Origin of the sequence: Rhizobium sp. S163 (assembly GCF_030380805.1) — a bacterium.
In the GTDB taxonomy this organism is placed as follows: Bacteria; Pseudomonadota; Alphaproteobacteria; order Rhizobiales; family Rhizobiaceae; genus Rhizobium.
The window spans coordinates 1-700 of sequence record NZ_JAUDSA010000009.1 but is presented as its reverse complement, the minus strand read 5'-3'; the positions used below and the strand labels follow the sequence as shown (position 1 = coordinate 700).

Below are 700 nucleotides of genomic sequence, written 5' to 3'. Positions count from 1 at the left end.
TCAGTCGCCGTAACGCTCGCTATGGCAAGCGCATCGATGCCGAGCGGGCGGCATTGCAGCCGTTGCCAGGAACCCGCACCAGCGATTTTGAGGAGGTTGTCGTGAAAGTCTCACGCAGCGGCGGCTTCACGTTACGCAAGGTCTTCTACACCGTGCCCTCACGCCTTATCGGACACCGGCTGCGCGTACGCCTGTACGACGATCGTCTTGACCTCTTTATCGGCGGTACGCAGCTGATGACGCTCCACAGAGGCCGTGCGCATGCCAGCGGCAAACACGACCACGTCGTCGACTATCGGCACGTCATCCACTCGCTGCGCAAAAAGCCAATGGCGCTGCTTCAGCTTGTCTATCGCGACAGGCTCTTCCCGCGGCTGGAATACCGGTTTGCTTTCGAANGGCCCATGATCGGGGTTGCGAGCGGGAACTGGCAGAGCGGCTGGCCATCATCCTCGACGCGGGCGAATTGCCGGACATCGTCGCGCTGCGGACCGCCTTCGCACCCGATCCAGCGCAGTTGCCAACCGTTGTTGTCCGTCTCGCATCCCTCCAAGGCTATGAGGCACTCATCGACGCCGGTCATCTGGAGGGCGCAGCATGAGACACGCCCCGCCCATCGACGCCGCCACGCTCAGCACGCTGCTCAATGAACTCCGCCTCCCTGCCATCAAGGTCCTTTGGCCGGACTTTGCTGAGCGGG

The 700-nt window shown here is 62.7% G+C and carries 1 pseudogene; it reads left to right on the top strand.

The window, feature by feature from the left end:
• A pseudogene (locus QTL96_RS10020) lies at positions 1-601 on the top strand (IS21 family transposase); the annotation flags it as partial.
• Positions 602-700 lie beyond the last annotated feature (99 nt).